A 25,668-nucleotide genomic window follows, 5' to 3' on the forward strand; every position below is an offset into this window, starting at 1 on the left:
CCTCATTCTTGGGTTATGACATCAACGAACTTTCTATTTCTTTTCACATGAAACTTCACAATACCATCTTTCAAAGCAAAAAGGGTAAAATCTCTACCACAACCAACATTTTTCCCCGGATGTATTTTTGTTCCTCTCTGCCTCACCAGAATATTTCCCGAAATGACTTTTTGCCCATCTCCCACTTTAACACCCAGGTATTTCGGGTTGCTGTCCCTTCCATTAGTGCTTCCACTTTTCCTATGAGCAAACAACTGTATGTCGATTCGCATCTTCTTTCACCTCCAAAGAAATGTTTCTCGGGTACTGACTTTGTAAATCTTCAATACTTTCTTTGAATTCAGATAAAACGACATTTGAAAAATTATCGATATTGTTTAAAGCGACTTCCAGTAAGCCTTCCTGCCTGGCAACTATTCTGGCACCACAATGTTTTACAAGCATCTTGGCAGTATGCTGAGACAACGCACTGATAGCGGCACAAACTATATCCTTACCTTTGACATCAAAATTACTGTGTCCGTTAATTTTGAAGCCGCTGTAGCCACCCTTAAAGGTATAAAAAACGATCTTTATCATGATGTTTTTTCAATTTCTATTTTGTCGATTTTGACAAGACTAAACCATTGCCTGTGACCACGCTCACGTCGGTAATTCTTTCTTGGCCTGTATTTCACAACAACAACTTTTCGTGCCCTTTCATGCGACAGAACCGTTCCCTTAACTGTGCATCCCTCCACATAAGGCTGCCCTATTTTCACAGTTCCATCGGTTGAAAGGTGCAAAATTCTCTCAAAAACTACCTGCTCTCCCTGTTTAACTGACAGCTTTTCAACAGCAATGGTGTCTCCTTCAGAAACTTTGTACTGCTTTCCACCAGTCTCAATAATAGCGTACACAGATTCACCTCCTTAGTAAACAGGCACCAAAAAACGTAGCTCCGGAGTCCCTTTGGAGCATTTAAAGACGTTTCTCGAGTGCTTGTGTAAATACTTGCCTGTTTATTGTATCATCAATCATGTTACGACTTTGAAAATTTAGATTTACACTCTTCTCTCTATGTGTGTGTACAAAGCATATATTATAAACTCACAATTGATAAAATATAAAATCCTACTTTCAAATTTTTTTGGAGGTGATGAGATGTACTTGGCAATAACACTCATAATTGCTGGGTTTTGTTTAGTTTTCTTTGGGGCAAAATTCTTCTTTGGTATATTATTTGCCGCGTTTGGAATATACATACTTGTATCATTACTATCGGTCTACAAAAAAGCTCAAAAACGTGCGGAGCAGAACAAAAAAAATATTGAAGAGCGCTTTCGGGGGAAACTCGATCAGGAAGATATTGAATGGCTCAAAGATATGATAACTCCTCCCATAGGTAGAAAATTTCTCATAATGGTCAACGAAGAGAATTCAACGAATGTCAAAATATCGATCCCTTTATCAATAGTAATAGTTTTAAAGCCTTTTTTGAAAGCCTTATCCCCTATGCTGCGAAAGTCCATCAAAGACAAGATTTCTATTGAAATTGAAGAAAAATATTATACCCTCATTGAAGATATGATAATTACTTCATTAGATGAATTGATGAGCTTTTCGGGTGATTTTATTAAAGTTGAGAGTAAAGGAACTACTGTAAGGGTTGGCATTGTGTGAAGGTGAAAAAATGATCGAATTCCAATCTAAATGTCCAGTTTGCGGCGGCAGGGTAATCATAACTTCATATAAATGTGTGAGTTGCAACAGCAAAGTCGAAGGTTCCTTTCAACCAAATGAATTTTCAAGATTGTCCTCCGAGGATTTGGAGTTTCTGAGATTGTACTTGAAAAACAGAGGAAATCTGACAAAAGTAGCTGAGAAATTGAAAATATCTTATCCGACAGCCCATTCGTATTTTAGCAGACTTCTGAAAAATCTCGGTTATTCTGTTCAGGAAGAATCTCGATATTCTTCAATTCTCGAAAAATTGGAAAAAGGAGAGATCGATTTTTCGACAGCGATCTCTTTGATAAAAAACAGCGGGGAGGAAAAAATATGAGAGAAGAACTTATGAGGATTATGAATCTGGTAAAAGATGGTAAGCTCACTCCTGAGCAAGCTATTGAGCTTGCTGAAGGTATGGGCATCTTTTCCGAAACAAGCAATTTTCAAAAACCGAAAGAAGGGAAGAAAAAACTGCTGTATATTCAAGTAAGAAGCGCAGATGGAGACAAGGTAGATATGAAAATACCAGTTTCTCTTGCTCAGACAATGAAACTCATGTTACCCTCTTTGAAAAAGAATGTACCAAATGTTGATCTTGATCTGGTATCTGATCAAATAGACGAAGCGTTGAAAAACCTGTCTGATCTTGAGGGAGATATAATAAATGTTACTGGTTCTGATGGCACCACCGTACGCATCTTTGTCGATTGAATTGTGGTAAAATCATTGAAAAATCTATCTGGAGGTGTAATTCAATGAATCTTGGTACACGTTACAGCCCGGAGCAGATAGAAAAAAAATGGTATGAAAGATGGGTAGAAAAAGGTTATTTCGCGCCAAAAGGCAGTGGTATACCCTTTGTAATTGTTATACCACCTCCAAACATAACGGGACGAATCCATATGGGACACGCCCTGAATATCACTTTGCAGGACATATTAGTAAGATACAAAAGAATGCGTGGTTTTGATACATTGTGGGTGCCGGGTGAAGATCATGCCGGCATAGCTACTCAAAATGCCGTTGAAAGATATCTCGAGAGCCAGGGAAAAAGCAGAGAGCAGCTTGGTAGAGAAAAATTCATCGAAATAGTCTGGGAATGGGCAAAAAAATATAGAAAGGAGATACGTCAGCAAATAGAGACACTCGGTGCTTCCGTAGACTGGTCTCGAGAAAGATTTACTCTGGATGATGGTTTATCAAAAGCTGTCAGAAAAGTTTTCGTAGATCTGTACAACCGTGGCCTGATATACAGGGGAAAATATATGGTCAACTGGTGTCCAAGATGTCAAACTGTCTTGTCAGACGAAGAAGTTGAGCACATAGAAGAGTCTGCAAAACTCTATTATGTGAAATATCCATTCTCGGGAAGCAATGAATATATAGTGATTGCAACTACAAGACCGGAAACAATGCTCGGCGATGTTGCAGTCGCAGTTAACCCGGAAGATGAAAGATACAAGAATATATCTGGAAAAACTGTTGTTCTTCCTCTGATGAACAGAGAGATACCAATCATAACTGATAGTTATGTGGACCCTGAATTTGGTACGGGTGCTGTAAAGATAACCCCAGCTCATGATCCCAATGATTTTGATATAGCAAAAAGACATTCTCTACAATTTATAGAAATCTTTGACAACGAGGCGAAAATAAATGAAAACGGCGGAAAATATGCTGGCCTCGATAGGTATCAAGCGCGGAAAGCTGTTTTAGAAGATCTTGAGAAAGCTGGGTTTTTACTCAAAGTGGAGAATATAAACCACGCCGTTGGGCATTGTTATCGATGCGACTCTGTGATAGAACCAAGAATTATGGACCAATGGTTTGTAAGTATGAAATCTCTCTCAAAAAGGGCTATTGAAGCTGTTGAAAACGAAGAAATTCGTTTTGTTCCTGAAAGATGGAAAAAGGTTTATCTCCACTGGATGTACAATATTCGCGACTGGTGTATAAGCAGACAACTCTGGTGGGGTCATAGAGTACCGGTGTGGTACTGCAAAAACTGCAATGAAACGATAGTATCTGAAATAGATATTGAAGAATGTCCAAAATGCGGCTCAAAGTCTATCGAGCAAGATGAAGATGTACTCGATACATGGTTTTCATCTGCTCTCTGGCCTTTTTCAACACTGGGATGGCCTGAGAAAACAGAAGATCTTGAAAAATACTATCCAACATCTGTTCTGGTAACAGGATTCGACATAATCTTCTTCTGGGTTGCCAGAATGATTATCATGGGTTATCAGTTTATGCAAAAAAAACCCTTTACAGATGTATACATACACCAGCTTATCCGAGATAAACACGGTAGAAAAATGAGCAAATCACTTGGTAACGGGATAGATCCAATAGATATGTCTGAAAAATATGGAACGGATCCTGTCAGGTTCACACTCGCAATCTTTGCAGCCCAGGGAAGTGACATAAAACTTGATGAAAGATACTTTGATACCTACAGAAAATTTGCCAACAAGATATGGAATGCAGCAAGATTTGTCCTGATAAATTTAGACAATTATAAACCCCAACCGCTGAATGAACTCTCCCTTGCAGATAGATGGATTCTTTCAAAGCTCCAGAAAGTTATCTCGGTAGTAAGTGATGCGATTGAAAAATACGAATTCAACATCGCTGCCAGGTCGCTGTACGAATTCTTCTGGAATGAGTTTTGTGACTGGTACATAGAATCTTCGAAGCTTGTTCTCAATAGTGAAAAGAAAGCAATCACACAGAATGTTCTGGTAAAAGTTCTTGATACAAGCCTCAGACTCTTACATCCATTCATGCCATTTTTGAGTGAAGAGCTGTGGCAAAACTTGCCAGTACATGGCGAATCGATAGTTATTTCAGATTGGCCAGAGGTTGATGTGACACTAATTAACGAAGAGGCAGAAAAGAATTTTGAAAAACTGGTTCAAATAATCAGGGGAATAAGAAATGTAAAAGCAGAAATGAACATTCCTCCAAAAAGAAATACGAAAGTCTACATATATGGTGAAACACTTTGTAAAGAGGAAAGCTCTTACATAGAACATCTTTCGGGTGCTCAAATAAGTTATGTGAAAGAGAAACCAGCTTGCTGTGCCACAGCTTTTGTTTCTGAAAATCAGCATGTATACGTTGATGTGGCTGGCCTGAATCTTCAATCTGAGATCAAAAGATTGATGAAAAACATAGAAAAATTGCAAAAAGAAAGAGAATGGCAGCTTAAAAAGCTCTCTGATGATAAATTTCTTTCCAATGCACCAGAAGAAGCTATTTCAGAAGCACGTCAAAAGCTTTCTGAGATAGAAGATCGGCTCAAAATACTCAATCAAATACTGGGTGATCTGATGTGACATACCTGAAAATGCTCGAATATCTTTACAAAGAAAGACCTTCAGGGAAAATCACACTTGGACTTGATAGAATTCAGAAACTGTGCGAGAGACTTGGCAATCCTCAAAATGTATTCAAAAGCGCTCATATAGCAGGTACCAATGGAAAAGGATCAGTTACACGATTTTTGAGCTGGCTTTTTATAGAACATGGATTAAAAACAGCTGCCTATTATTCACCACATCTGACATCCTTCAAAGAACGTATACTGGTGGATGAAAAATTCATAACTGATGAAACTATGCTGAATGCTTTTCATGAAGTTCAACAGGCAGCGATAGAGCTCGACAAAGAAGGAGAACAATCGAAACCAAGTTTTTTTGAATTCACCACGGCAATGGCTTTTTGCGTATACAGAGATATGAAAACTCAGGCAGCTTCGATAGAAGTCGGGCTTGGAGGACGATTCGACGCAACAAATGTACTTACCCCAGAAGTGAGCGTTATCGTAACTGTCGGATTTGATCACATGCACATACTGGGAAACACTCTTGAAAAAATCGCTTTTGAGAAAGCCGGAATAATCAAGGAAAATATCCCGGTGGTTTGTGGAGAAACTAACGAAATTCCCTTAAACGTCATAAATCAAGTAGCGCACTTAAAAAACAGTTCTGTATATCTCCTGGGAAAAGATTTCTACTACGACAACGAAAAACTTTTTCTTTCGAACAATACCTTTGATTTTCACAGCGATATCATCGAGCTCAAAGATTTGAAAATCTCCTTAAATGGTGCACACCAGTTTCTCAACGCCTCTGTAGCGCTTCAAGCATTTTTGATTTTTGCTCAAAGAAATAATATAAAGATAGATAAACTCAGGATAAGAAGTGCTTTGAGCAAGACCACCATGCCAGGAAGGTTTGAAGTCGTTGGTGAAAAACCAAAGGTGATATTTGATGGAGCGCATAACCTTTCTGCTGCACTTGTTTTGAGAAAATCTATAAAAGATTATCTTGAGGATGAAAAAATTGCTGCTGTGATAGGTATAGTTGATGATAAAGATAAAAGAAGTATTTTGACTCAGATTGCGCCCATGTTTGATAGGATAGTTGTTACAAGACCTTTCTCCCACAGGGCACAAAATACTCAGGAAACTTTTCAAATCACCAGGGAAATAAACGCAAACACGATCCTTGAACCTGATCCGATAAAAGCTTACGAAATATTGAAATCAGATGGGTATGAAACAATTATCGTTACAGGGTCTCTGTACTTAGTTGGATATCTGAGGGATTACATAATGGACGGGCAGCTTGATCCAGAGTGGATAATTGCGAGGTGAATACTTTGCTGGTGGGAGTTAAAGGCACAGTTCATAGTAAAAATGGTAGCAGTGTAATACTTGAAATCAATGGTTTTTTGATAAAAATTCTCTGTGACATTGAAACACTTGAAAAAGCACAGATAGGGCAGACAGTTCAGTTGCATACACATCTTGAATTCAGCCAGGAAGGAATAACAATTTATGGTTTTCTGAGCAAAGAAAGACTCTATGTTTTTGAAAAAATTCTGAAAGTCTCAAAAATAGGTCCAAAAACTGCTTTGAGAATTGTTTCAACCTCTGAACCAGAAGAATTAGTGCATTTGATAATTTCTCAGGATGTCGAAAAACTATCCAGATTTCCAGGTATCGGTAAAAAAACAGCCGAGAGGCTTATAGCGGAATTAAAAGACGAAGAATTTGAAATAAAATCTGATTATTCAAAAGAGTTGTCAGATGCAATCGATGCACTTGTCGCCCTCGGATTTGGTAAGATAGAATCAAGAGAGGCTGCAAAGAGCGTCTACCATTCTTCGAAGAAGGCAGAACAAATAGTCAAAGAAGCCCTTAAAATGCTTTCTAAGAAGGTGTGATTTTGTGAATGTCCTTAGTGCTGGTCTGGAAAATCCGATACTTGGTTATAAACTCGATCCAGGTGAACCGGGGCTTTCTCATTCAGCTCCGGCAAGCAGAAGTATCTTGCGCGTAGTTTCACAGGAAATAAGCAACTGGCTCGCATTTGAGAGGGAGGCCGCCAAAAACGGTGGAATAATAATTCATGGCGGGATCAATCTTGATTTAAGAAGAAAAGGGTCTTTTCTTGCAGCAGTCGCAGGTAAAACGACTGCATGGATATATTACCCTAACGGCGAAAAAGTTCAGGATAATTCCAACGAGTACAAAGACCAGTTGAGAAAACAAATTCGAGAGCTCGAAAACAAGCTGGAAGCAGCTATCAACAGTCATGAAAAAGAAAAAATAGAACAGCAGCTCAATTTTCTGAAACTCATGTTGAACATGCCGGCAAAACTGATTGAAGATCTGTTAAAACCCTTTGGAATATTCTTAGATGTCTTCGCTTGACTCCATAACCTTAACAAATACATCCACAATTTCTGGATCGAACATACGTGAGCTTTGATCTATTATCATTTTCAACGCATCGCTTTTACTCTTTGGACCAACACCCCATTCCGACGTTATAAAATGAGTCAGCTCGTCATAATAATCGCAAACAGCTATTATTCTTGCAAAAAGTGGTATATCTTCGCCTTTCAAACCGTCTGGATAACCCTGTCCATCCCATCTTTCATGATGAGATCTCACTGCAGGAACCAGGTCCCAGAGAAATTCTATCGTTGAAAGATAGATAGCACCCATCAATGCGTGATCTTTTGGCATGCTTTCCAAAGTCCTTATTCTGGTTGGAGTGAACATCATCAATTGTTCAATACCTATCTTTCCTACATCATGCAACATGCTTGCTTCTGTGAGAGAAAGAATATCTTCTTCGCTCAACCTTAACTCTGTTCCAATTTTTTTCGCGAGCTTAGCAACTCTCTGAGAATGGCTGAATCCGTTTTTGTCTTCAACCTCCATCAGAACAATCATAGCCTGGAGAATACCACTTATAACCCTTCGTGCCCATTTTGTGCTCGTCAATCCAGCGCTGGTAGCATCTTTTTCGACGTAAGATTTTGCAAATGCCCATAAAGATTTGTAATTTTCTTCTGCATTTTCAAAATTGGCAATTAATTTACCTTCATCGTAAAATTTGGCAGAAGAACCTGAAAAAACTATCTGAGGTATCCTGGAATCTGTCAAGGAATCTGTTAAAAGGAGCTGAGGAGAATTCTTCCCCTCAGCAGCTTCCATTTTTTCGAAAAACTCAATTATATTTTTATTCACCTTTCCCAGAACGGTAAAAACCACATTCATTCCTCCATCAAATTTTTCAACGAACGCGTCGCAATTTCCTCAGTTATTTTTTCCAGAACCAACTTTACTGGCTTGCTTCCGAAGTCACTGCCCCTTGTTCTGACAGAAACAGCTTCTGAATCAGCTTCTCTGTCTCCAACAACAAGCATGTAAGGTATTTTCATAGATTGCGCATCTCTTATTTTATACCCAACTGTCTCGCGTCGTGCATCTATTTTCACCCTTACACCGTTTTTAACAAATTCACTTTTTACCTTCTCAGCATATTCAAAATGTCTGTCAGCAATCGGTATTATAATCACCTGAACAGGTGCCAGCCATGTCGGAAATGCTCCCGCGTAATGCTCGATAAGTATTCCTAAAAACCTTTCTAAGCTTCCGTAAATAGCTCTATGTATCATGACAGGTTGTTGATATTTTCCATCCATACTGGTATAAACAAGCCCAAATCTCTGTGGCATAAGGAAATCAAGCTGAATAGTTGCACATTGCCAGGTTCTACCTATCGAATCTCTTACATGGAAATCTATTTTTGGTCCATAAAACGCACCTTCTTTTTCTTTCACAACATACTGTAATCCAACTGATTCCATAGCTTTTCTCAGGGCCTCTGTTGCTTTCTCCCAGGTTGCTTCGTCCCCCATATGATCCTCAGGCATCGTGCTCAGTTCGGCAGAATAGTCAAAACCAAACTGCGAATATATCCTGTGAACAAGATTTATCACACCTGCTATTTCATTTTCCACCTGATCTATTCTGCAGAATATGTGTGCATCATCCTGAGTGAAACTTCTCACACGAAATAGCCCATGCAAAACACCGCTCCGTTCATACCGGTGAACTTTTCCAAACTCAAAAAATCTCACGGGAAGATCTCTATAGGAAACCGGTTTGTTTTTGTACACAAGTATATGGCCAGGACAATTCATTGGTTTAATGGCGAATTGCTGCTCTTCTTTTGTAGTGAAATACATATTTTCTTTATAGTGTTCCCAGTGCCCCGACATCCTCCAGAGCTTTTCACTCATGACAAGTGGGGTCATAACTTCTTCATAACCATATTCAATGTGCAGCTGCCTGGAAAATTCCATAAGCTCTTTGAGAATAACTGTCCCGTTTGGCGTAAAAACTGGCATACCAGCAGCCACATCAAAATCAATAAAGAAAATATCAAGTGCAGGGCCAAGCTTTCTGTGGTCTCTTTTTCTGGCCTCTTCGAGGAGGTCAAGGTAATTTTTCAATTCTTCCTGCCTTAAAAATGCTGTGCCATAAACTCTTTGAAGCATCGGATTTTTTTCATCACCTTTCCAGTATGCTCCAGAAACAGAAAGTAACTTGAAGTGTTTAACCATGCCTGTGGAAGGCATATGTGGTCCCCTGCACAGATCGACGAAATCGCCCTGTTTGAATAAAGTCACTTTATTATCCTGTATCTCTTTCAAAAGCTCGACCTTGTACGGCTGGTCTTTTTCAGTCATAAAAGATATAGCATCATCTTTGCTCATTTCAATACGCTCAACAGGAATATTCTGTTCGATTATTTTCTTCATCTCTTCTTCTATCCTTGATAAATCTTCTTCAGTTATTTTTCCATTTAATATCTCAAAATCATAGTAAAAGCCGTTTTCAATCGCTGGACCTATGCCAAGCCTGACATTCTTCTTCCCATAGACATTCATAACTGCCTGAGCCAAAATGTGAGACATAGTGTGCCTGTAAACTTCAGGCGCAAGCTCGTGAAACAAATCAACAAATTCTACCTCTCCATCACTATCTATCGTTGATCTCAGGTCTATTAATTTACCGTTAAAAACTGCGGCAATAACTTCATCAGAACGAATAATTTCTCGAATCTGGACCGGTTTTTCTGATATAAACTCTCCATCGTTTTTTATTTTCACTTTAATGGGCACAAAATCACCTCCTGGATACTTTCTTAAATATTACCACATTTTCCAACGCTGCCTGTATTCAACAAAGTGATATCATATGAAGAGAAAGTAAATCGAGAGGTGATTGAATGCGGAAAGGTTTTCTTTTATTGATTTTATTTCTCTCATGTTTGATTTTTGCCGAATACACTTTAAGAACAGGAGATATCGTAAGAATCGAGGTTTTCGCCTATCCGGAGATGACAAAAGATTGTCTTGTAGACAGTGATGGGTACATCTCTTACGCTGGTGTAGGAAGAATAAAAGTTGAAGGGATGACGCTGTCAGATATTGAAAAAATAGCAAGTGAAAAAATAGCCAAATTAATTCCCAACCCGAGCGTCACTGTTTCACTTATTTCTTACGCACCGAGATATATTTACATTCAGGGAATAACGAATAGAAGAATAGATATTGGTATAAACCCTGTAACTCTCAGCCAAGTTATCTCAACTGTTGGTTCAAATGGGAATTTCAACATCGATTCCATAGATCTTGAAAATATAAGAATTTTCAGAAGAGAAGAAAGTTTTATCGTTAATCTTTCGGCTTTTTACGAAGGTTCAATTGAAGCAGATGTGCCTGTTTTTGAAGGAGATATTATTTATATACCTTCTAAAAGTCCTATCAGCAATGTAAAAGTTCTTGGGGCAGTGAAAAACCCTTCCTCATTTTCTTATATAAAAGGAATGACCTTGGCTGGAGTTATATCTCTCGCCGGAGGGGTTATTACAAATGTTGGTGATCTGAGAAATGTTTACCTCAGCAGAAATGGCACTGTGCAAAAAATAGATTTGGAAGCAATCCTGACGGGTAAAAACAACGATTTGGAGCTCAAACCGGGTGATCAGATTTATGTTCCAAAAATAGATTTGAGATACGCCTATGTGACCGGATTTGTTGCAAAACCGGGTATTTACGAATTTATGGAAGATGAGCCCATCACACTAAAACGATTAATAGCAAAGGCTGGTGGTGTGCAAGCAGAATTGAAATACATTGAAAAAATAACTGTCACTCAAAGCACCGCAAAGAAAGATTACTCCCCATCAGTACTTTCGGAAGGTGAAGATATTTTGCTTGAATCTGGTGCTTACGTGGATGTTGTAAAAAAGCAGGAGAGATTTGTTTATGTTCTGGGACTTGTGAAAAACCAGGGCAGAATTGATTTTCAACCGGAAGAATCAATGAAATTGAGCGTGTTGATTGCAAAAGCTGGTGGATTTGATTCTCCGCAGGTTGAAAAAGGTGGAACAATAAAGATATACAGAGACGGTTCATGGTATGAAATACAGGCATCTACGATAAAAGAAAAAGATATCGATTTGGAGCCAGCAGATTTAGTGAGAGTTGAATATCAGGAGTTTTACGTTTATGTTGTTGGAAATCTTGCAACGTCCGGAAAAATAATCTTTGAACCAGAAGAACCAAAGAAGCTGTCCACTCTGATCAACAAGGTTGGTCAGATTAGTGAACAGACTTTCGAATCTATTCAGTTAATTCAGCCCGGGCAAACACAAACCACCGTGCTCAAAATACACGACGTTTTAGATGGATTAAAAGATGAAGATTTGCAAAATGGTGCAACAGTTGTTTTTAAACTAAGGGAAGGAAGATATGTTTACTTTATAGGTGATCTTTCTCAATTCATAACTTTCAATTTTGATGAGAAAATCACGCTAAAAAGAGCTCTTTCGAAAGCTAACCTGAATCTTGATCTGGTTGAACAGCTGTGCAGAGTATCGAGAAACAGTGAAGAGCCCATCCAGCTTGAGCCCGATATAGTTCTTGAAAGTGGAGATATCATCAAGGTGACGCTCAAAAAGCCAGCGCGGGTGAGTGTTCTCGGAAGAGTTAAAGTGCCTGGTCAGGTGGTTTTCGAAGTCAACGAAAGATCCACCTTGAGGAACGCCATAGCGAAATGTGGTGGTTTTATAACCGAACCAACTGAAATTTTTGTTTCAGACAAAGTCATAGTTTATTCAGAAGGTAAGAGACATTTGTTCAGTGTAGATCAGGTTGAATCAGAAGAGTTCAACTTTTTCCTGAAAGATGGGGACTTTGTCTATGTAACAGAAAAGTCACCCCATTATGTTTTTGTGTTTGGAGATGCTGTGAAAAACGAAAAAATCCTGCTATCTCATAACGAAGAATTCAAATTATCAACTGTTCTTGGAAAGATAACACTTGTCAACGACGCCCGCCAGGTACATGTTATTTACCCTACAAACGAATCAACGCTTGTTTCGCTAAAAGATATCCAGATAAAGAAAGCAGACCTCGATCTGATAGATGGAACCTTCATTGTGATAGAAAAAGATTTAGAAAGTTATATTTATGTACTTGGCATGGTTAAAAATCCTGGGGGGTATTACATATCTGACAGGCAGATAACAGCCTTAGAGGCCTTGAGCCTATCTGGTGGCATAAGTGACTGGGGATCTTATAACCAGATTATTCTGAAACGTGGAAATGAAAGCAAAACAATAAACGCGGCGGATCCAATAGTTTTGAACAGCATTTCTGTGAAAGCTGGTGATATACTTTATGTACCGCCAATAGAATCAAATGTCGTTTATGTACTCGGTCAGGTTTCAAAGCCTGGACTGGTTAGAATAGATCAATACTCAACTGTGATGGATGCAATCATGAAATGCGGAGGTTTCACAACACGAGCGATCGCATCCAGGGTTTATCTCTTCAAAGGTGGTCCAACTGGAGAGCCGGTACTCTGCGATCTGTCCGGGACTTTGAAAGGAAAGTCTGTCGCAAGCAACCCCAATGTTTCGCCGGGTGATGTAATCTTTGTTCCTGATAATCCTCTAATGAATATAGTTGATATGATTCCAATAATTCAGAATCTGATCAGCATAATAAGCGGTGTACAGGGGATGGTTCAATGAAAATCAGGGCAAAAAGGGCTATTACACCAAGCAGAATTCTTGAAGATAAGATTATAACGATTGAAAACGGGGTCATACAATCTGTTTCATCTTCCGGATTGAAAGCTGATTTCACATATCCGATAATTGCACCCGGTTATATCGATAGCCATACGCACGGCGCAATTGGTATAGATGCAATGAGTGCTACTGTTGAAGATTTTGAAAAACTTTCTATGTTTTATGCAAAACATGGTGTGACAACTTTTTTAGTAACAACTGTTTCAGATAAATTCGAAAAGCTGTCATCTGTTGCCGAGACCGTGAGAAAATCAATGCGAACGAAACTCCCTGGATCAAAAATAGGTGGTCTTTATGTAGAGGGGCCATATTTGAATCCCTCGAAAAAAGGGGCACATAAAGAAGAATTGTTGAAAAATCCAGATCTTGAAGAGCTATCCAGATTCGTTGAGAAATTCAGAGAAATTACAAAAATCTTTGCCATAGCTCCAGAACTTAAAAACGCTGCAGTGGCGATTAAATTTCTTAGAAAAAATGGCATAATACCTACTATTGCCCACACAGATGCAACTTACGAACAAACTGTTCAAGCAATAGAAATTGGCGCAACAAGGGCTACTCATGTATTTAATGCAATGAAAAGTTTTTCTCACAGAGAACCTGGTGTTGTGGGCGCTGCTTTAACGGAGAAAAATGTTTACTGTGAAGTAATATGTGACCTTGTGCACCTTCATCCTGCCACTGTAAAGTTGATTATCAATGCTAAAGGCCCGAATAAGACGGTTCTGGTCACTGATTCAATGGCTGCAACAGGATTAGAAGACGGAGAATACTCCTTAGGAGAGCTTAAAGTAGTTGTAAAGGGAAAAATAGCGCGCTTGAAGGGAGAAAACAATCTTGCTGGAAGTACTCTAACACTCGATCAGGCAGTGAGAAATGTTGTTTTCAACCTTGGATATACTGAAAAGGAAGCTATAATTATGGCAACGCTGACACCTGCGAGAGCGAGTAAACTCAATGCCGGAATTATTAAAGAGGGAAAAACAGCAGATTTAGTTGCCCTTGATGAAGAATTGAATGTTGTTGCAACTTTTGTCTCCGGAGAAAGAGTATATTCAGCCTAACGGGAGGTGTCGGGCTTGAAGCTTGTCAGTATGGCACTTAGTGGTTTCAAATCCTTTGCCCGACCTACAAAGTTATTTTTTGCTGATGGAATAACAGCGATAATAGGACCAAATGGTGGTGGAAAATCAAACATAGTTGATGCCATAAGATGGGTGTTTGGTGAGCAGTCTATGAAACAACTCAGAGCAGAGGAAAAGTACGATGTTATTTTCGCAGGTTCCAGCAAAATACCTGCTGCAACAAGTGCATATGTTGAATTGTCCTTTGAGAACGAAGATGAAAAACTTGTGGTTTCAAGACTGCTGACATCTGATGGAAAAAATCAATATATGCTTAATGGTGAAGTTGTTCGCCTGAAAGATATCCATGAGAAATTTATGGGGACAGGCATAGGCAAGGAATTCTATTCCATAGCCGGGCAAGGACAGATAGAAAGGATAGTAAACGCTTCACCAGAAGAACTCAGATTATTGCTCGAAGAAGCAGCTGGTACAGCCTTCTACAGGGAAAGAAAAAAAGAATCCCTTGCGCGACTTGAAATTGTCAATAACAATTTAGCGCGCGTTCAGGATATATTGTACGAACTGGACAGACAGAGAAAATCCCTTTATTTGAAAGCAAAAAGAGCAGAGCGCTATCGAGAATACAGCTCACGTTTGGAAAACGTAAAAAAGCTTTATTACGGGAATATTCTCAAAAAAGAGATAAAGAGATTAAACCACCTGAGTAACCAACAAGAAGAAACCACCGAAAAGATAAAGAATCTACAGAAAGAACTTGTAGGCGTGGAAACAAACTGGTCTGCTCTAAAACAGGAATTCGCCAACGTTGATAGAGAGATAGAAAACTTTACAAATTTGCTCGAGGATTATAAAAAGCGTCAGACGACTTTGATTGAGTTGAGAGAAATGTACACCAAGAGATTAAATGAAAGAGAAAACAAGTTCGTCGAGATGACTACAAGACTTGATTCAATAAACGAGCAAATTGAATCTATTGAAAAAAGAAGCGAAGAATTAAATCTTATTTTCAAAGCTCTGATGGAAGAAATAAATACAAAAGAGAAGATGTTGCAGGACGTCGAAGAAAGACGTAACCAGCTGATCTCAAGGTATTCAGAAAAGGAAAAAGAACTACTCTCATTGAAGGAAAAAAGCGATTTAATACAAAAAAAGAAATTGTCTCTGGAAAATGAACTTTCAAGAATCGAAGATGCTTTAGAAGATATTTCAAAAAGAATTTCGATGGTTGATACACAACTCAATTTGAAATCACAAAGGCTCTATGGACTTCAACAGGAACTTGGAGCGCTCCTGGAGAAAATGAAAAACGCCGGCGACAAGGAATCCCAGCTTGCACAGGAACTTCAGTTGATCAGAGAGAGATTGAAGGAGCTCTCAAGCGAAAAGAGGGCCACTGCTGACCAGCTCGACAATGTAAGACGCATGCTGAGATCTCTGGATGAAGAGGAATCAAGGATCAAATACCGAATTCAAACCTACGAAGGATACACAAGGTCTGTAAGGGCAATATTCGCCAAAAAAGCCGAGGCACCATTTGATGGTATTTACGATGTGGTTGGAAATCTGATAAATTTTCCACCAGATTATACAAAAGCCATAGAGGTGCTTCTTGGAGGGGCTGTCCAGCATGTAGTGGTGGATAACGCAGAGACGGCAAAAAAAGTGATAGAATGGCTCAGTTCCGAGAAAATAGGCCGGGCAACTTTTTTACCTCTTGATCTAATAGAGTCCCATTTCAGTGGAATGAGAGACATAGAACGTCATCCAGGATTTGTTGGATATGCTGCGCAGGTGGTTAGAGTTAATGAAAAATTCAGTGCTTTGCCTGGATACCTTTTTGGGAACGATATAATAGTAAAAAACCTTGAAGACGCGGTGGATATCAAAAAACGTTATAGAGTTAGATGTCGTATAGCAACGCTGAAAGGAGAAATAATAGGTCAACATGGATCTATAACAGGCGGAGAGGTAGAATTAGAAAGATCAGACTCACTCGTTAAGAGAAAGATCAGACTTTCAGAAATAGCAAACCAGAGACGTGAGCTTTCTTCGCTGGAAAAATTGCACGAGCAAAAAATTAATCAGATAGAAGAAGAAACCAGATCACTTTTGAATCAGGAAAGAGTAGTGGAGAGAGAACTGACAAATGCCATTGCTGAAGGCAGCTCAACAAGAAGAATGGTTGAAGAATTGAATAAAACTGTCGAAGAACTGAACAAAGAGATAGAGTCAATGGACCAGCTTCGCAGGAATTATGCCATAAAATCCGAAGGAATGAGAAGCCGAAGAGAACAGATTATTTCTGAATTAAGCGATTTATCTAACCAGATTGGAATATACGAAGAAGAGTTAAAAAAATTCGATGAACAACTATCTCACGAAAGAAATATCCTTGAGGAGATTTCGACGCAATTCTCAGAATTGAAGGCAGAACTTACGAATTTGCTGGAAAGAAGAGTTCATTATGAATCAGAGCTGAGAAAGCTGAAAGATGAAAAGCAAAAGTTAAGTGAAGAATCTACCCAGCTGAATTCACAAATAAAGGAAATTGAGGGGGAAATAGACCGATTAAAGCAGATATTGCTTGATAATCAGAGAGAAATAGAGACAATCAAGAAAGAAACAGAAAACCTTTTTGAAACTATGAAAATGCAGAGGAGCGACAAAGATCAGAAATTTAATAAACTTAACGAACTGGAGAAAAAAATGCAGCAGATGAAAGAAGACAGAGAAAAATTAAGAGATTATTTGCATCATTTAGAATTATCGATTCAGGAGAGTCAGGCAAAAATAGATCAGCTGATAAATGAAGTGGATAGAGAAACCGCTATGAATACCGAGGAACTGTCAGGAGATGTGCTCGAATCACTGAAAAATGAGCTTGAAGATCTTCAAAACAAAATAAAATATCTCGGGCCGGTTGACGTAACAGCAATAGATGAATTTAATCAGGTGGAGCAGAAGTTCAACGATTTAACTATGCAAAAAAAAGATCTCCAGGATGCGCAGGAGAAGATAATTAATCTTGTAAAGCGTACAGACGAGGAAGCACGTAACAAATTGCTCGATATCTATGAACAAGTCAACACGAAGTTTAATTATTTTATATCCCTTCTTTTCAGCGGGGGAGAGGGAGAGATAAAACTTGAACCAGGTAAAGATATACTCGAAGCAGGTGTGGAAATATCTGTGCGCAAACCTGGAAAAAGGATACAGAAGTTACAACTACTCTCAGGCGGTGAGAAAGCCCTCGTTGGAATAGCCTTGCTGTTTTCCTTGCTTGAAGTCAAACCAAGTCCATTCTATGTTCTGGATGAGATAGATGCTCCACTTGATGAATTCAATGCCGAAAGATTCAAAAGACTTCTTGAGGATGGATCGAAGAAAGCGCAGTTCTTAATAATCACGCATAATAAAGTAGTTATGGAATGTGCCGATCTGTTACAGGGAATAACAATGATAGATGGCGTCTCAAATGTTCTGCCCGTTGAAGTTGAAAACATGGCTGTCAGGGAGTGAAGAAGTTGTCGGAAAAGTTGTTGAGCAGACAGGAAATTTTTAGAGGGAAGATACTCACTCTTTGTGTTGATGAAGTTCTGCTGGAAAACAATAAAAAATCAGTGCGAGAAGTGGTTTATCACCCTGGTGCTGTTGCAATATTACCAATTTTGAATGATGGATGCATAATTCTCGTCAAACAGTTCAGATACCCTATAGGTAGAGAACTCTTAGAAGTTCCTGCTGGAAAACTGGATCGTAACGAAGACCCATTAAGCTGTGCTAAACGAGAATTAGAAGAAGAAACTGGTTATAAATCTGAATCGCTTGAGTATTTCGGAAGCATATATACAACCCCGGGATTTTCGAACGAGCAAATACATCTGTATGTTGCAACAAATTTGACAAAAGGACATCAAAATCCGGATGAAGACGAGTTGCTATACATTTCTGTGGTTCATCAAGAAAAAGCTATCTCGATGTGCTTTAACGGCGAAATCGTTGACGCAAAAACAATCGCCCTCATTATGTTAGCGCACAAAAAAGGAGTGATTTAATATGGTAAAAGTCACCGTGGACGGAAAAGAGTCTGTTTTCAATGTTTCAGATTTTGAAAATTTTGGAAAACTTTACGATGAATTATCACCGAAGGGCAAGGTTCTCAAACATCTGATTATCAACAATGTTGAGATTCCTGCTCAGAAAGTCTCAGAATTGAGAAATTCAACTTTAGAAGAAGATACAAATATAATTATGGAATTTGTTACTCCCTCAGAATACCTTGTGGAAATTCTTCCTGGAGTCATAGACTATGTGAAAACAGCTGTAAAACTCTTACCGAACGTCGCCGAATCTTTAAGATATGGTCAAACGAAATCTTTTAAAGACATAGAAAGTCTTTCAGATAGCATATCTGCCCTTGACAGCCTCAGACAGAGTATTCGCAAAATAACTGTAGTACCAGAGCCAGACACAACAGATGTGTTATCAAGATTAAGAAATTTTTTGAAATGTCTTGAAAAGCAAGACAAAGAAGATATTGCCAACGCTGTTGAAAATGATTTGCCAATCGTGTTAAAGTTTTACCAAGAATTTTTTCAAAAAACCCTTGAGAAACTTCGGGAGGAAGGAACATGAAAGATTCTTATATAGAAAATTCTGTAAAAACAGCCAGCCCGGCAAAGCTCGTTGAAATGCTTTACGAAAAAGGAATAGAGGTTCTCAAAGATGCAAAGGGATTTTTCAAAGAAAATAATTTTATCGCAGCAAATGAAAAAATTAAGAGAGCTCAAGATATAATAACTGAACTGAACATATCTCTGGATATGGAAAAAGGTGGCGAGATCGCAAAATCGCTCAGATCCCTGTACAATTATATGTATAGAACATTGATAGAATCAAATTTAAAAAAAGATATTCAGAAACTCGACGAAGTGATTTACTATTTTGAGCAGCTTCTGGACGTATGGAAGACTGCGATGAAATCTACAACAGTCAAACCAAATGAAAACGATCATCACCTGAATATCTCCATATAGGTTAGAGGTGGTGGAATAATGGAATCTGTCAAGTTGTTGACAGAGTTTTCGATTGTCAAATTTCTCAGCCTCGTTAACGAGGTTTTTAGCGATTACCCTGTGCCGGTTAACTGGGATACATTCAGTTTTAACCTCGATGCACGTGAAAATTCTATCTCCATGGAGAATTCATTTATATTTTTAAAAGATGACGAACCAGCTGGCTTTATAGTATGTTGTGTCAGAAAGGATAAGGGAAGAATAGATTCCATGGGTGTGATAAAAAGCGAAAGAGGAAGCGGACTCGCTTACAGAATGCTTGAACATGCACTCGAAGCTTTGCGCTGGAAAAAAGTCAGAACCGTAACGCTCGAAGTACTTGAAAGTGAGCTGAGAGCTGTCAGATTTTATGAGAAAAACGGATTCAGAATTTCGCGAAAACTCTTCACAATGATAAAAGAAATTCAGCACCCCACGACAAATGTAAACTTTCTAAAAGTAGATCCAAGATGGATCCATCAAGCTTCTGTAGAAGCCATGATATCTCTTCAACGCAATCCAAACTGGCAACGTGAACCTGCAACACTTCTGCTTGCTGGCAACAGGTACAAAACAGCAAGAACGACATTAATGAGAACCGTTGGTTATGTAGTATGGGGTTCAACAGAAAAAAGCGTATTTATAGTGGATTGTGCCCCATTGAAGCAACCAGAGATTTATGATCGTCTGCTCAATGAAGCAGTCAATTTCGTCTGTGCAACTGAAGGGAAAAACATATGCACAATTGCAAATGTACCAGAAAACGACCCGATGTTTTCAGCAGCAACAAACAACGAATTCAAAAAAGTTTTAACTCAACTTGAGATGACATTACATCTCTATTGAGAGGTGAACTAAGTGTTAGTGTTGTTTTTAAACAAAACAAACAAACACTGGGTAGAGAGAATAGAAGAATTTAGACTTAAATTTCCAGAAATTGCTTTCGAAGGCTATTTTTCTTCACCTGACGCACGCTCTTTGATAAAAGAAGCAAATATAGTGATTGCAGCAAGGCTAACTGAAGAAGAAATCCTTTCAGCAAAAAACTTGCAGGTGATAATTGTACCCATGGCAGGTGTCAATGCACTCAATTGGGAGGCAATAAATAAAAGGGGAATAATGGTAAGCAACTGTCATGAAAATGCACCTGCAGTTGCAGAAAGAGCCATGGCTCTGGCTCTTTCACTGCTTGGAAGGATAGTTGAATTCGACCAGGATTTAAGATATGGCGTGTGGCATGGCTATTCCGTCGGTTCACCGGAGCAGGATTACTGGACTTCTCTTAGAAACAAAACTGTATGCATAGTTGGTATGGGACATATCGGAAAAGAAATTTCAAAGCTCCTGCATCCTTTTAATTGCAAAATAATATCGGTTAGAAAATCCGCACCTTTTGAGCATTCCTGCGTGACATCCAATATTGATTGGGCTATTGAACAGAGCGATTTGATTTTTATAACAGTTCCGTTGACCAGGGAAACCAGAAATCTTCTCAATCGCGAAAGGCTGTACAAAATGAAGGGAAAATACCTTGTAAATATATCAAGAGGCGAAGTGATTGACGAAAAAGCACTTTTTGAAGTTCTCAAAGAAAATATTCTTGCCGGCGCAGCTATTGATACATGGTATCAATATCCAAAATCACCAGACGAAATTGTGCTGCCAAGCAGATATCCACTGAATACACTTAAAAATGTCATATTTTCACCGCACGTCGGTGGATATACTATCGACGGAGTAACTGGCTTGATGAATGAAACACTTTTCATACTGGAGGAATATCTGAAAAGAGGAAAACTAATAAATCAGGTTGATCCAGGAAAGGAGTATTGAAAAATGCTCAGCAATGAAATAATATGGTTTGCAGAAATAGCAATCGTCCTTGGAAGCTCAATATTAGCTTTCAGGATATTCGGTAAATATGGATTGTACACAGTTGTGGTCACAACAACTATTGTATGCAATCTCCAGGTAGTGAAACTTGTCGAACTTTTCGGCTTAACCGCCACACTTGGTAACGTTGTGTACGGTGCAAGCTTTTTTGCAACAGATCTTTTAAGCGAATTATATGGAAAAAAGGAAGCGCAGAAGGCTGTTTGGCTTGGGTTTACCTCTCTTCTCTTGACCACCATCTGGATGCAGATTAGCCTTTGGTACAGAGCATCTGCAGCTGATTTAGCAGATCCACATCTCAAATCAATATTCACTCTAATGCCGAGAATAGCTATTGGGAGCTTATCTGCATATCTTGTCTCCCAGCATCACGATGTGTGGGCTTACCACATGTGGAAAAAATTGACAAAAAACAGGCATCTCTGGCTCAGAAACAACCTCTCAACTATGGTGTCCCAGGCTATCGATACACTAGTTTTTTGCATCATAGCATTTCTTGGCATATATAACGCAAAAACTTTCACAAGCATTGTTTTTACAACATATGTACTGAAATGGCTTGTGGCTGTTTGTGACACTCCATTTATTTATTTGGCTGTGAGAATAAGCAAGGTGAAAAGCAGTGAGCAAGAACTTTGCTGAAAAATACCTGATCTATATTGTCTCAATCCTTGTTTTGGCCTTCGATGGTGCATATTTTGACGTATTTCCTCTGATAATCCCTTACATGGCTTTGGAATATCTCAAATTTAGCAAAATTGCTGATTCTTTAAGAGTCCTGGTGATTTTAACAATTCACTCTTCTTTGTGCTTTCAGAGAATAAATTTCATCTATGTATTAATTTTCGCAACTTACATATCTTTTATAATTATAAGAGAATATTTTCTCAAGCCGTTTCTACCATTTCTCATATACATCTTTTCTATTGGTTTGCTAACAATAGTAGCTGATTCCTGCTGGATAACGAGCCTGATTTTAACAACTTCGTCACTGTTCTTATGGAGGAACAAACTTGAAAAGGCTTAAAGTGATTGTTTATCTAATGGCGACCATTCCGTTTTTGATATTGCTGGCAAGGGCATTTGTGTTGCAAATTTTGCAACGCGAGTCACATCGCGAATATGTAGATTCTTTGAAGGTATATGTACGACAAATAGAAGCACCGCGCGGTAAAATTCTAACCAATGATGGATCACCAATTGCATGGGATGAAGAAGTACTGGTGGCACGTTCAACTGGACTAATGGACCCCAGCTCAGTGGAAGAAGTCGTTGGCCCAGAAAGAAAATTAAAACTCCTGCTTGGTGAAGAAATCATCGTAACAGAAGCTGAAGCAATAAAACTTCAAAAAACAGGTGTTCTTATATCCAGAAAATATATCAGAAAATACAGCAACCTTGCACCTCACGTTGTCGGATATATAGACATAGACAGAAAAGGAATGTCCGGTGTAGAAAAAGAATATGACTCCTACCTCAGAGGAACAAACGGTTACGAACTGATAAGTATCTCGCCTTCTGGTAAAACATTTGGGAGATTTTTACAGGCAGCTCCTATAGCCGGTAACAATTTGATACTGACAATAGATTCAAAAATACAAGATTACGTTCAAAAACTTTTAAAAGAATCAAATTACACCGGTACCATAATTGTCCAGGCTTCTGATGGTTCAATACTTGCTATGGCTTCAAATCCGGACTTTGACCCAAATTTGTTTGTAAACTCTATGGATCGAAGACAATGGAATGAAATTTCAAACAATCCACAAAGCCCACTTTTAAACAGAGCGATATCTGCAACATATCCACCCGGGTCTGTTATAAAACCACTGTATGCCATCGCCTACCTTGAAGAGGGTCTTGATTTAACTAAAACTGTAAATTGCAAGGGATACTTTGAGTTTGTTGGAAATTCTGGAAATGTTCTGGGAACTTACAGAGATTGGTATGTATCTGGCCATGGCGAAACTGATTTAAAAAAAGCTTTGAGGGTCTCATGCAATGTTTTCTTTTACAATCTGGCTCTGGAACTCGGTATAGAGAAAATGAAGCAATTTGCAAATTTGTTCATGCTGGACCAGTTAACCGGGGTGGATCTACCTGGAGAGCGCACCGGTTTGTTTCCAGATCCATCCTGGAAATCCAGAGTGTATAATCAACCCTGGTATCCCGGAGATACAATTCTGTGCGGAATAGGGCAGAGTTTTATAAATCTTACTCCAATTGAAGTGCTGAATTTTTTCAACGCAATAGCGAATGATGGTACATGTTACCAGCCTCATGTACTTCAACTCATTTCCAATCAACAGGGAGAAAAGATTGTCAGATATGAAAAAAACGCCTCATATAAAGTTCCTCTAAAAGACACAACGATAGACTTCTTAAAAGATTCTTTAAAAGAAGTAGTTGAATCAAATGGCAATCATTCCGAAGAAGGAACAGCTTACCAAGCCTTTAAAGGGCTAAATATTGACGTGGCAGGCAAAACAGGCACAGCAGAAACCGGTAAGCAGGGAGAAAAATCCCATTCATGGTTTGTAGGGTTCTCACCAGTGAAAAATCCCGAGATAATAGTACTCGTTATGCTTGAAAAAGCTGGCGGCGGAGGAGAAGCAGCAGCCCCACTGGCAAGGAAGGTGTTCGAGTTTTGGATGAACAATCGAAAATAATGAGATTTTTGAATGATTTTCTAAATGAAGTTGAGAAACCATCCAGGTACATAGGTGGTGAGCTAAATCAGATATTAAAAAACCCAGAAGATGTTAAGTTAAGAATTGGTTTGCTTTTTCCAGACGTTTACGAAATCGGAATGTCAAACCTTGGTTTACTCATAATATATTACGTTCTGAACAGCATTCACGATGTCTGGGCAGAGAGGGCTTTTCTTCCCTGGATTGACATGATAAACTTGATGCGCACAAAAAATATAGAACTGTTCACACATGAATCAAAGACGCCATTGCGAAATCTTGATATGATAGGTATCTCGCTTCAATATGAGCTGTCATATACAAATGTGTTGTGGGCACTTAATCTGTCAAAGATACCGATTATTGCTGAAGAACGCAGAGAAAATGACCCGATCATCGTAGCTGGCGGGCCTTGTACAGTAAACCCTGAGGTTATCGCGCCTGTCTTTGACGCAATAGTGATAGGTGACGGCGAAGAAGTAGCAGTCGAGATTGCATATAGACTAATAGAAACAAAAAATCTCCCCAGGCAAGAAAAACTCAGATCACTCTCAAAGATTAAAGGCGTTTACGTGCCAATATTCTATGTAGATTCCACACCACCTTTTCCTTCAGATAAAGATATTCCAGAAAAAATATCTCGAAGAACGATTCCTGATCTGAACAAATCTGTTCTTCCACCAAACAGAATTATTCCACATGCCCAGATCGTCCACGACAGAATCGTTGTAGAAGCAATGAGAGGCTGTACGAGAGGATGTAGATTTTGTCAGGCCGGAATGATATATAGACCAGTCAGAGAAAAATTTTCCGAAACGATGTTGAAAGAATCTTTCTCTGCTCTGTTATGCACAGGATACGAAGAACTTGCTCTATTATCACTCTCAACAGCTGATCACAGCAATATCGAAGCAATACTCAGTAAATTAAAAGAACTCCTCAAAGATTCCTGCACCTCAATTTCAATGCCTTCAACCAGGCTTGACGCTTTCGCGCTTGCAATGGCTAACGTTATGAGCAATGTCAGGCGAGCTGGCCTGACATTTGCTCCTGAAGCCGGGACGCAAAGGTTGAGAAATGTGATAAACAAAAATATATCCGAAGAAGATTACGTGAAAACTCTCGAAACAGCCAGAAAATCCGGCTGGAACAGAATAAAACTATATTTCATGATAGGTCTCCCAACAGAAACAGATAAAGATTTATCAGGAATAATTGAGATGGCAAACATAGCCCGAAAAATCGGATTTAAAAAAATAAATATCTCAATCTCGAATTTCATACCAAAACCACATACCCCATTCCAATTTTCCGAGCAAAAACCCGTTTCTTATATAAAACACGCCCAAAGAATATTAACACAGGCAAGAAAATTTGCAAACATTAGCTTTCACGATCCAGAAATGAGTTTAATCGAAGGTTTGATTTCCAGAGGAGATAGGAGTGTTTTTAAAACACTAATAAATGCTTTCAAAAATGGCGCAATTTTTGACGACTGGGACAACATGTTTAACCTCGACCACTGGCAAAAAGCAATTGAAAGCTCAAAAATTGATCCAAATGAATATCTCAGGCCAAGAAGATTCGACGAGAGCCTTCCATGGGATCACATCGATACAGGTATCAGAAAACAGTTTTTAATTGAAGAATATCAGAAAGCTCTCAGCGGCTTACCAACACAAGATTGCAGATGGAGCAGTTGTTCGAATTGCGGTGTGTGCAACAAATATTTGAAAAATCTGCTGGAGGATAGATAAAC

24 protein-coding genes are annotated in these 25,668 nt (G+C 38.8%); 19 read left to right on the forward strand and 5 right to left on the reverse strand.

Annotated features, from left to right (window positions below):
- Nucleotides 1-2: 2 nt before the first annotated feature.
- Genes rpmA through rplU form a run of 3 tightly spaced genes read right to left on the reverse strand, consistent with a single transcriptional unit; the run spans nucleotide 3 to nucleotide 899 of the window.
- Nucleotides 3-272, reverse strand: a complete 270-nt coding sequence (gene rpmA / locus TEL01S_RS10225; RefSeq protein WP_012004007.1) for a 50S ribosomal protein L27 — start codon at nucleotides 270-272, stop codon at nucleotides 3-5.
- Nucleotides 241-579 carry a ribosomal-processing cysteine protease Prp gene (locus TEL01S_RS10230; RefSeq protein WP_012004008.1) on the reverse strand — a complete coding sequence of 113 codons (339 nt, stop codon included), beginning with the start codon at nucleotides 577-579 and terminating at the stop codon, nucleotides 241-243. Before TEL01S_RS10230 ends, rpmA begins: the two co-directional genes overlap by 32 nt.
- Entirely contained in the window at nucleotides 576-899 is a 324-nt protein-coding gene (rplU, locus tag TEL01S_RS10235) for a 50S ribosomal protein L21 (RefSeq protein WP_028843617.1), read from the reverse strand. Before rplU ends, TEL01S_RS10230 begins: the two co-directional genes overlap by 4 nt.
- Before the next feature lie 244 nt (nucleotides 900-1,143).
- Between rplU and TEL01S_RS10240 the strand changes: the two genes are divergently transcribed.
- The 7 genes from TEL01S_RS10240 to TEL01S_RS10270 are packed head-to-tail and all read left to right on the forward strand — an operon-like array spanning nucleotide 1,144 to nucleotide 7,435.
- Nucleotides 1,144-1,662, forward strand: a complete 519-nt coding sequence (locus tag TEL01S_RS10240) for a hypothetical protein (protein WP_012004010.1) — start codon at nucleotides 1,144-1,146, stop codon at nucleotides 1,660-1,662.
- A 10-nt stretch (nucleotides 1,663-1,672) separates the two neighbouring features.
- Complete coding sequence (locus tag TEL01S_RS10245) at nucleotides 1,673-2,044, forward strand: DUF2089 domain-containing protein (RefSeq protein WP_028843616.1); 372 nt, start codon at nucleotides 1,673-1,675, stop codon at nucleotides 2,042-2,044.
- Nucleotides 2,041-2,421 carry an SHOCT-like domain-containing protein gene (locus TEL01S_RS10250; protein WP_012004012.1) on the forward strand — a complete coding sequence of 127 codons (381 nt, stop codon included), beginning with the start codon at nucleotides 2,041-2,043 and terminating at the stop codon, nucleotides 2,419-2,421. Before TEL01S_RS10245 ends, TEL01S_RS10250 begins: the two co-directional genes overlap by 4 nt.
- 44 nt (nucleotides 2,422-2,465) lie before the next feature.
- A complete protein-coding gene (locus tag TEL01S_RS10255; protein WP_012004013.1) occupies nucleotides 2,466-5,051 on the forward strand; it encodes a valine--tRNA ligase in 2,586 nt (861 codons plus the stop codon).
- Nucleotides 5,048-6,373 (forward strand): bifunctional folylpolyglutamate synthase/dihydrofolate synthase, encoded by a 1,326-nt coding sequence (locus tag TEL01S_RS10260; protein ID WP_012004014.1) that lies wholly within the window; start codon nucleotides 5,048-5,050, stop codon nucleotides 6,371-6,373. Before TEL01S_RS10255 ends, TEL01S_RS10260 begins: the two co-directional genes overlap by 4 nt.
- Nucleotides 6,374-6,384: 11 nt before the next feature.
- Nucleotides 6,385-6,945 (forward strand): Holliday junction branch migration protein RuvA, encoded by a 561-nt coding sequence (ruvA, locus tag TEL01S_RS10265; RefSeq protein ID WP_012004015.1) that lies wholly within the window; start codon nucleotides 6,385-6,387, stop codon nucleotides 6,943-6,945.
- 4 nt (nucleotides 6,946-6,949) lie between these two features.
- Entirely contained in the window at nucleotides 6,950-7,435 is a 486-nt protein-coding gene (locus tag TEL01S_RS10270) for a hypothetical protein (RefSeq protein ID WP_012004016.1), read from the forward strand.
- On the opposite strand, the gene TEL01S_RS10275 is transcribed toward TEL01S_RS10270, so the two are convergent.
- Together TEL01S_RS10275 and thrS are read right to left on the reverse strand one after the other, a co-directional pair.
- Entirely contained in the window at nucleotides 7,418-8,290 is an 873-nt protein-coding gene (locus tag TEL01S_RS10275) for an HD-GYP domain-containing protein (RefSeq protein WP_228369019.1), read from the reverse strand. The genes TEL01S_RS10270 and TEL01S_RS10275 overlap by 18 nt on opposite strands.
- Entirely contained in the window at nucleotides 8,287-10,203 is a 1,917-nt protein-coding gene (gene thrS / locus TEL01S_RS10280) for a threonine--tRNA ligase (RefSeq protein WP_012004018.1), read from the reverse strand. Before thrS ends, TEL01S_RS10275 begins: the two co-directional genes overlap by 4 nt.
- A gap of 107 nt (nucleotides 10,204-10,310) precedes the next feature.
- Between thrS and TEL01S_RS10285 the strand changes: the two genes are divergently transcribed.
- Genes TEL01S_RS10285 through TEL01S_RS10340 form a run of 12 tightly spaced genes read left to right on the forward strand, consistent with a single transcriptional unit; the run spans nucleotide 10,311 to nucleotide 25,666 of the window.
- The gene (locus TEL01S_RS10285; RefSeq protein WP_012004019.1) at nucleotides 10,311-13,124 is read left to right on the forward strand and encodes an SLBB domain-containing protein; all 2,814 of its coding nucleotides are present in this window, start codon (nucleotides 10,311-10,313) and stop codon (nucleotides 13,122-13,124) included.
- A complete protein-coding gene (gene nagA, locus TEL01S_RS10290; protein WP_012004020.1) occupies nucleotides 13,121-14,248 on the forward strand; it encodes an N-acetylglucosamine-6-phosphate deacetylase in 1,128 nt (375 codons plus the stop codon). The genes TEL01S_RS10285 and nagA overlap by 4 nt, the downstream gene beginning before the upstream one ends.
- Nucleotides 14,249-14,254: 6 nt before the next feature.
- Nucleotides 14,255-17,791, forward strand: a complete 3,537-nt coding sequence (smc, locus tag TEL01S_RS10295; protein ID WP_407635788.1) for a chromosome segregation protein SMC — start codon at nucleotides 14,255-14,257, stop codon at nucleotides 17,789-17,791.
- Between the two features lie 5 nt (nucleotides 17,792-17,796).
- On the forward strand, nucleotides 17,797-18,327 hold the full coding sequence (locus tag TEL01S_RS10300) for an NUDIX hydrolase (protein WP_012004022.1): 531 nt from the start codon (nucleotides 17,797-17,799) through the stop codon (nucleotides 18,325-18,327).
- A 1-nt stretch (nucleotide 18,328) separates the two neighbouring features.
- A complete protein-coding gene (locus tag TEL01S_RS10305) occupies nucleotides 18,329-18,907 on the forward strand; it encodes a hypothetical protein (protein ID WP_012004023.1) in 579 nt (192 codons plus the stop codon).
- A complete protein-coding gene (fliS, locus tag TEL01S_RS10310; RefSeq protein ID WP_012004024.1) occupies nucleotides 18,904-19,308 on the forward strand; it encodes a flagellar export chaperone FliS in 405 nt (134 codons plus the stop codon). Before TEL01S_RS10305 ends, fliS begins: the two co-directional genes overlap by 4 nt.
- An 18-nt stretch (nucleotides 19,309-19,326) precedes the next feature.
- A complete protein-coding gene (locus TEL01S_RS10315; RefSeq protein ID WP_012004025.1) occupies nucleotides 19,327-20,172 on the forward strand; it encodes a GNAT family N-acetyltransferase in 846 nt (281 codons plus the stop codon).
- Nucleotides 20,173-20,184: 12 nt separating this feature from the next.
- Nucleotides 20,185-21,159 carry a 2-hydroxyacid dehydrogenase gene (locus TEL01S_RS10320; RefSeq protein WP_012004026.1) on the forward strand — a complete coding sequence of 325 codons (975 nt, stop codon included), beginning with the start codon at nucleotides 20,185-20,187 and terminating at the stop codon, nucleotides 21,157-21,159.
- Nucleotides 21,160-21,162: 3 nt separating this feature from the next.
- Nucleotides 21,163-21,861: a queuosine precursor transporter gene (locus TEL01S_RS10325; RefSeq protein WP_012004027.1), complete on the forward strand. Its 699-nt coding sequence runs from the start codon at nucleotides 21,163-21,165 to the stop codon at nucleotides 21,859-21,861.
- Nucleotides 21,842-22,246, forward strand: a complete 405-nt coding sequence (locus TEL01S_RS10330; protein ID WP_012004028.1) for a hypothetical protein — start codon at nucleotides 21,842-21,844, stop codon at nucleotides 22,244-22,246. Before TEL01S_RS10325 ends, TEL01S_RS10330 begins: the two co-directional genes overlap by 20 nt.
- A complete protein-coding gene (locus TEL01S_RS10335; RefSeq protein WP_012004029.1) occupies nucleotides 22,233-23,888 on the forward strand; it encodes a penicillin-binding transpeptidase domain-containing protein in 1,656 nt (551 codons plus the stop codon). The genes TEL01S_RS10330 and TEL01S_RS10335 overlap by 14 nt, the downstream gene beginning before the upstream one ends.
- On the forward strand, nucleotides 23,867-25,666 hold the full coding sequence (locus TEL01S_RS10340) for a TIGR03960 family B12-binding radical SAM protein (protein WP_028843614.1): 1,800 nt from the start codon (nucleotides 23,867-23,869) through the stop codon (nucleotides 25,664-25,666). Before TEL01S_RS10335 ends, TEL01S_RS10340 begins: the two co-directional genes overlap by 22 nt.
- Nucleotides 25,667-25,668: the final 2 nt, after the last annotated feature.

Origin of the sequence: Pseudothermotoga elfii DSM 9442 = NBRC 107921, from assembly GCF_000504085.1 — a bacterium.
GTDB lineage: Bacteria > Thermotogota > Thermotogae > Thermotogales > DSM-5069 > Pseudothermotoga_B > Pseudothermotoga_B elfii.